Genomic DNA, 6,781 nt, shown 5'->3' with positions numbered 1-6,781 from the left:
CTTGTTGGCCATTTGTGTTGTTCGCCGGGGGTCGGTGTGGTGTGGCCCGGGGCCGCCGCAGATGCCCCGGAGCGACGGAGGATCACTTGCCCTTGGGTTCCGGCTTCGGCTTCCGCTGCCCCTTGGGGGCAGGCGCGACCGCCGTGGCCTTGGTGATGTCGAGCGCGAAGTTCTGGACCACCACGGCGCCCCGGTCACGCTCCGGGGTGCTGATCGGGTCGTTCTGAACGCTGCGTCGCTTCATGGCTGTTCACCTCCTTCCATCGGCTCGGTGGGTACCTCGGGGCGGTCGCCCCGAGGTGGTCGGGGGTGCGGCGCCGGCCAGGCGTGCCCGGCGAACCGGACCATCGCGGCCAGCACCGATCGGTGGTCGGCGGTCCGGCGGCTGTAGTGGCCGCCGTCCACCCAGAGCAGTTCGTGCGGCACCGCCAGCCGGCGCAGGTCCGCGGCGTACCGGGCCACCTGGTCGGGTGGGCACCGCTCGTCGGTCCGCGAGGCGACCAGCAGGACGGGCGAGCGGACCTGGTGCACGTACGATCGCGGGTCGGCCGCGCGGTAGCGCTCGGGAACCTCGTCCGGGGTCCCGCCGAAGAGCTGCCGGTCGAGCTCGCGCAGTGCGGGGGTGGTGGTGCGGTAGGCGGCGGGGTAGTCCGCGATCGGCTGAGCGGCCATGCCGAGTGACCACAACTCCGGCTGCGCGCCCATCGCCAGCAGGGTCAGGTAGCCGCCCCACGAGAATCCGCACAGGCCGGTGCGCTCCGCGAGCGCCGTACCGTCGGCGACGAGCTCCGCGCGGACGGCGGCCAGGTCCTCGATCTGCGCCAGCCCGACCCGGTGGCCGTACTCGTGCTGCCAGCGGGCGCCGTAGCCGGTGGAGCCTCGGTAGTTGGTGCGCACCACTGCGTAGCCGTGGCCCACCAGGGCGTTCACCCGCGGGTCGTAGGAGTCCCGGTCGTGGGTGGAGGGGCCACCGTGGACCAGGAAGAGGGTCGGCCACGGGCCCTGGCCGACCGGGGTGCTGACGAAGCTGTGGATCCGCCCGTACGGCCGGGGCGTCCAGCGCCGGCTGCGGGAGGTGTCACCCCGGTCCGGATCGAGGTGGTGCGCCACCTCCGTGCCAGGGCGCAGTACCAGCGGGCGTGGCGGTGTCGACTCCCGGCTCCAGACGCAGTGCAGGGTGCCGTCCGGGGCGCAGGACAGGTCGTGGATCGTGCCGCCGGGTGTGCTGATCTCCCGGACGGGCGGAGCCTGTTCTGCCGACCCCGGTTCTGCCGGTCCCCGGCGCACCGATCCCTGCTGCGTCGCCCCCTGGTGTGTCGCCCCCTGTCCCGTCGGCGGATCGAGGTCGGCAAGGAGCAGTCGGCTCCGCCCGGCCCGCTCGTGCTGGATCAGCACCCCGTGCGGCCCCTGGTACCAGCCGGCCGATATCTGCGAGTCGAACGACAGTCCCGGGTACCTGCACAGCCCCGCGCCCGCCCGCCAGGTCGCGACGGTGTACCGCTCGTCCTCCTCGACCACCAGCAGCAGCTCCGGTTCGAGTACCGCGAGCGGGTTGAACTCGATCGGCCAGAGCCGCAGTCGGCGGTCCCCGGCGAACCGCAGCGGACCGTCCGCCTGGGCACCCGTCGGCCACAGGACCACTGCGTCGTCCCCGTCGGGCCGCCCGCCCAGGGCTAGTAGCCGACCGTCCGGCGACAGGTCGGCCAGGCTCAGGTATCCCGGCGCCGAACCGATCAGCCGCGCCTCGCCCGCGGGCGGTCCGACGTAGCAGTGCGAGGCGCCGTCGACGCCGACGGCCACCGCCGCGAGCGCGCCCGTCCGGTCGAAGGCGACGCCGTACGCCCGCCCGCGCGGCACGCCGTGCAGCGCCGCGCCGCCCGCTCCGCCGGCGAACGGCTCGCGCCGCCACCGCCCCTCCCCGGCACTGTCGGCGTCGAACCACCAGATGGCGTCGCCGTCCGGCTCGATCTCGCTCAGGTGGACGCCCCCCGGCCGGTCGGTGACCACCCGGCGCCGACCCGTCCTCAGGTCCCAGGCCACCGCCTGCCAGCGCTCCTCGACGAGCCGTGTCTCGACCGCGCGGTCGGCCGCCAGCGCGGCGAAGCCGGGGGACTGGAACGCCTGCGTCACGGACCCGGCCCTTCCGGCTCGATGGTGGGAACAGGCTGCGCTGAACGTCCCGAGGCCAGTGCACTGGTGTGAAGGTCCAGTGAACCGGCGTGAAGAAAAGGTCACTTGCGGAGGATCGCGGCCACTCTAGGGGGGAGCCGCGGCTGCGAACAGACCTTTCGCACAGTTGGCCGAAAGACGGCTGAGGTGAACACCGGCCGGCCCTGGTCCCGCCGGAGAGAGCCTGGCCGTGGATAGGCGACGAGGTCGATCCGAACGATCCGCTCGTCCAGACCGCCTCTACCACCCGTGGCCCGGTGGCCCTCGGACCGGAGGACAGCCGGTCGTTACACGGCCCTGACCATCCCGGCATCCACCAGGTTGCCCAGCAGGGCACGGGTTGCGGTGTCCCCGATCCGTTCCACCAGACTGCCGACCGAGAACCCCCGGCCGTCGAGGTAGGGGTGCAGCAGGACCGCTGCCGCCCGGGGGATGGCGGAGATGAGATCGCCTCCCCCATCGTCCATACCGACCTGCGACGGCTCGACGGCACCGGGAGGGCATCGGCCGTCGCCGCAACTCCCAGGGGTGGTGGGAGCGTTCGGGAAGGGGGCCGGCTCCGCCAAGGAGCGGAGCCGGCCGGGCGCTCCGGTGCGGACCGCCGTGACGGCGCGCCTGCGATACGAGGGGGGATGTCGCACGTGGGCGCGGGGAGACCTGTCAACTCCCGGTTCTCATCAGGCGGTCGACCCGGAGAGCGATGGAAGTGCCAGGGGCGGCGGACCGGGGCAGCGGACCTTCCGTGGCACTTCCATCGCGTTCGGTGAAGACCTTCCACCCCGATTCGATGACCCGTCAAGGCACATGCGCAATTTCTTTCACGCTCTTGCATCATGATCCGGCGGCAGAAAGTGCGACATTGCGCGAGATACCGGATGAATGTCCGCACGGCAGGAGGGGGATGTCCGCGAGCCGGTCCCACACGGCAGCCGACACACTGAAAGGAGTTTCAGGGAATTTCACGCCCACAGGGATGACGCCGACGCAGCCACTGCGAGCCCTCCTGGGGCCGCACACCCCGTGGCCGCTCCACGAGGACGCCGAGCTCACCGGTGCGGATGGAGCCTTCGTCGGGGCCCGCATCCTGGCCAGGTGGGTGGCACCCACACCGGGATGACCAAGGTATGCGCCATCGCCATAGGGGTGGCACTCCGGCAACCGTAGCGTGTCACGCGCTGGACCTCGGCGTGGAGGAGTGAACACGGTATGTGGAGAAACGGACGTGGCAGGCGAAGAGGATTGGGCTGGGTGCTCGCGGGCGTGCTGGCGCTGGTCGGCGCGGCCGTCCCGTCGGGGCCGGCCGCAGCCGCGGTGCCGTCCAATCTGACCCTGGAGGCGACCTACAGCAGCGTCGCCAACGGCTGGGACCGCGTCGAGCGGTACCTCGACACCACCCCCGGCTTCCGGCAGGAGCAGTACCCGCCGGACGGCCGCGGCAACCAGGACGGCCAGCGGCTCACCTTCTTCGGTGGCGTCAAGCAGCCCTTCTCCGGCCGCTTCCTGCTCTACTCGGCCCCGGGCTGGAACACCGGCGCGCACCAGGTCCCGGTGCTGCTGGTGCACGGCGCCAACGACAACCCGGACCGGGCCTGGGCCAACCCCGGCGAGTCCGGCGGCTACGGCTGCGGCGCCGCGTCCTGCCCGAGCACCGGGCTGATGCAGAAGCTGGCCGGGCAGGGCTACCGGGTCTTCGCGATCGGCTTCGCGCACAAGCAGGGCGACAACCTGATGCAGGCCCAGGAGGTCGGCGACGCGGTCGCACTGATCCGCGCCAAGCTCGGCGTCCCGCAGGTGGACGTGGTGGGCTGGAGCAAGGGCGAGATGTCCGCACGGGCCTACGTGTCCTCGGTCAAGCCCGCCTGGGGCCGCCCGTACGCGGGCGACGTGCGCAAGCTGATCACCCTCGGCGGCCCGAACGGCGGCTACGACTATCCCTTCGCGCACGGGTGGGCGCACGACTTCTCGATCTGGCCGCAGTGCGGCGGTGCGATCAACGCCCCTTCTCCGCACCTTCACATGACCTGCTACGGCACCTACACCGCGCACCCGGAGTTCTCCTTCACCCCCGCGAGCGGCTATGACAACTACCCCGGGCAGCGGCAGATGCTGGCCCGCTGGGACTCGGTGTTCGGCGTCGACCAGACCCAGCAGGACTGGTACACGACCTACTACGGCGGTCAGGGCTTCTACACCGACGGCGGCGGCATCCAGGCCGCGATCAACGCCGGCTCACTGATCGGCCCGCTGCAGCAGGCCGGGGTGCCCTCCTCGGTGACGGCGTACCTCCTGGCCGGCGGCACGCCCAACATCCTCGGGATCTTCAACGAGAACCGCGGCCCCAGCGACGGCGTGGTCTTCGTGTCCAGCGCGCTGGACACCACCGGCTTCGGCACCGTCGGCGGCACCGCGCTGATCGCCTTCGCCAACCACCTGGAACTCGGCTGGGACAGCGCGGCAAGCGCACAGGTCGCCGGCTGGCTGAACTGAGGACACCCGGATGATCACCGACCGACTGACAACAACCGACCGACTCACCGTGAACCACGCCGAGATCGAGGGCCGCACCGGGGAACCCGTGGTCCTGGTGCACGGCAACGTCTCCTCCGGCGTCTTCTGGCACTCGACCATGACCGCCCTCCCCGCCCGCTACCGCCCGCTGGCACCCGACCTGCGCGGCTTCGGCGCCACCGAGCCGCTGCCGGTGGACGCCACCCGGGGCCTGCGCGACCACAGCGAGGACCTGCTCTCCTACATCCGGGAGCTGGCACTCGGACCGGTGCACCTGGTCGGCTGGAGCATGGGCGGCGGTGTGGTGCTGCAACTGCTGCGCGACCACCCGGAGCTGGTCCGCTCGCTCACCCTGGTCAACCCGGTCTCCCCCTACGGCTTCGGCGGCACCCACGGCGTGGACGGACAGCTCAACGCGCCCGACGGCGCGGGCTCCGGCGCCGGCGGTGCGGCCCCCGAATTCGTCCGGCTGCTGCGCGAGGGCGAACTCGGCGCCGAATCACCGTTCGCGCCGCGCTCGGTGCTGAACACCGCCTACGTCAGCGAGCCGCTGGCCGAGTCGGACCACTACGTGACCGCGATGCTGACCACCCGGACCGGGGAGGACCACTACCCGGGCGACAGCCGCACGAGCGACGCCTGGCCGGGCTTCGGGCCCGGCGAACGCGGGGTGCTCAACTCGATGGCACCGACCCACTTCCGGATCGACGACCTGGAACTGGTCGAACCGAAGCCGCCGATCCTGTGGATCCGCGGCACGGCCGACGTGATCGTCTCCGACACCTCGCTCTTCGACCTGGCTCACCTGGGGGCCATCGGCGCCGTCCCGGGCTGGCCCGGCGCGGACACCTGCCCGGCACAGCCGATGGTGGCACAGACCCGCGCCGCGCTGGACCGCTACGCCGGCGCCGGCGGGCGGGTGCGCGAGGTCGCGGTCGAAGGAGCCGGGCACAGCGTGCAGTTGGAACGGCCCAAGGAGTTCCTGACCGCGCTGGTGGAGACACTGGACGGAGCCTGACACAGAGGCGGCGCCTGGCGATCGGCACCCACCGTCAACACTGCCGGCCCTCGGCAGGCCATCGCCAGGCGACCGTCGACCCCCGGGATCAGTCCACTCGTCCCGGATCGGCCTTGGTCGACCGCTTCGTTCCTTCACTACGGTCCGACTCATGCGCATTCGACTCGTCGACGCCTTCACCGACCGCCCCTTCCCCGGCAACCCGGCCGGGGTCCTGCTCCTCGACGATCAGCCTGGACTTCCCGACCTCACTCCTGACGCCCGTTCCGGTGCCAGACGGTCTGGCCGGGGCGCTGGGCACGGAGCCGGTCGCCGTCCACGACACCTCCGCCGACCTCGGCGACCTGGTGGTCGAACTCGCCGACGAGACGACCGTGCGAAACCCCTCCCCGGACCTCGCAGCCCTGACCACCGCCCGCCCTCCGCGACCGGGGGATCGTCGCGACCGCCGTCGCGGACACCCCCGCGGGCGCCTACCAGTGCCGATGTCCCGGAACTCCATCCGGAGTCGCTCGGACCGCAGGTCCACCACCTCCAGCCCGGCCGCCCACGCCTCGGCGCTCACCGGTTCGGGGCGGCGGCCCTCGCGGGCCTCCGGCTGCGGCCCGAGGAAGTGCTCGACCAGTTCGAAGACCGACGCCGGGCCCACGTGTTGGGCGAAGTGCGTGCCGCCGGGGCGCAGCACCCGGGCGATCTCCGTCCACCAGGCCCGCACCGGGTGCCTGCTGCTGACCAGGTCGAAGACCTCGTCGGCGAACGGCAGCGGCGGCTCATCCGGGTCCGCAACCACCACCACGCCCAGCGGGTGCAGCAGTTGCGTCGCGCGGGCCGGGTCGGGCCGCCAGGACTCGGTGGCCGCGACCACGGGCGGGCGCCCGCCCGGCCGTTCCGCGCCCGCGAGCACCTCGCCGCCACCCGTCTGGAGGTCCGGGGCCGCCGTCTCCGTACCCAACCGCCCGGCCGGCGGCCGCTGGTAACCCCAGGAGGGTCGCTCCTCGGTGGCCCGGCCCTCCAGCCAGGAGAAGTGCCAGCCGTCCACGGAAACGGACCCGGCCTCGGCTATCAGCTCTTCGAAGGTACGCATCT

5 protein-coding genes and 1 pseudogene are annotated in these 6,781 nt (G+C 72.2%); 2 read left to right on the top strand and 4 right to left on the bottom strand.

The genetic code is table 11. From position 1 onward, the window contains the following. Positions 1-82: 82 nt before the first annotated feature. The 3 genes from ACFU7Y_RS11425 to ACFU7Y_RS11415 all read right to left on the bottom strand — a co-directional run bounded on the left by ACFU7Y_RS11425 (position 83) and on the right by ACFU7Y_RS11415 (position 2,636). Entirely contained in the window at positions 83-244 is a 162-nt protein-coding gene (locus ACFU7Y_RS11425) for a hypothetical protein (protein ID WP_224281105.1), read from the bottom strand. After that, the gene (locus tag ACFU7Y_RS11420) at positions 241-2,130 is read right to left on the bottom strand and encodes an alpha/beta hydrolase family protein (RefSeq protein ID WP_380767560.1); all 1,890 of its coding nucleotides are present in this window, start codon (positions 2,128-2,130) and stop codon (positions 241-243) included. The genes ACFU7Y_RS11425 and ACFU7Y_RS11420 overlap by 4 nt, the downstream gene beginning before the upstream one ends. A 326-nt stretch (positions 2,131-2,456) precedes the next feature. Beyond that, positions 2,457-2,636 (bottom strand): hypothetical protein, encoded by a 180-nt coding sequence (locus tag ACFU7Y_RS11415; RefSeq protein ID WP_380767558.1) that lies wholly within the window; start codon positions 2,634-2,636, stop codon positions 2,457-2,459. 781 nt (positions 2,637-3,417) lie between these two features. Between ACFU7Y_RS11415 and ACFU7Y_RS11410 the strand changes: the two genes are divergently transcribed. Next, the gene (locus ACFU7Y_RS11410; protein WP_380767556.1) at positions 3,418-4,656 is read left to right on the top strand and encodes an esterase/lipase family protein; all 1,239 of its coding nucleotides are present in this window, start codon (positions 3,418-3,420) and stop codon (positions 4,654-4,656) included. A 10-nt stretch (positions 4,657-4,666) separates the two neighbouring features. Beyond that, the gene (locus ACFU7Y_RS11405) at positions 4,667-5,695 is read left to right on the top strand and encodes an alpha/beta fold hydrolase (protein WP_380767554.1); all 1,029 of its coding nucleotides are present in this window, start codon (positions 4,667-4,669) and stop codon (positions 5,693-5,695) included. 481 nt (positions 5,696-6,176) lie between these two features. Here the strand turns inward: ACFU7Y_RS11405 and ACFU7Y_RS11400 are convergent. Then, positions 6,177-6,779: pseudogene (locus tag ACFU7Y_RS11400) on the bottom strand (methyltransferase domain-containing protein); the annotation flags it as partial. Positions 6,780-6,781: the final 2 nt, after the last annotated feature.

This window comes from Kitasatospora sp. NPDC057542, assembly GCF_042801945.1.
Lineage (GTDB): Bacteria > Actinomycetota > Actinomycetes > Streptomycetales > Streptomycetaceae > Kitasatospora.
Note: the sequence above shows the minus strand (reverse complement) of the source record. Positions and strands in the feature narration are given on the sequence as shown.

Excerpts from the sequence above, each read along its gene's own strand:
- ACFU7Y_RS11425 (WP_224281105.1), bottom strand. The coding sequence starts at position 244 with ATGAAGCGACGCAGCGTTCAGAACGACCCGATCAGCACCCCGGAGCGT.
- ACFU7Y_RS11415 (WP_380767558.1), bottom strand. The coding sequence starts at position 2,636 with ATGGACGATGGGGGAGGCGATCTCATCTCCGCCATCCCCCGGGCGGCA.
- ACFU7Y_RS11405 (WP_380767554.1), top strand. The coding sequence starts at position 4,667 with ATGATCACCGACCGACTGACAACAACCGACCGACTCACCGTGAACCAC.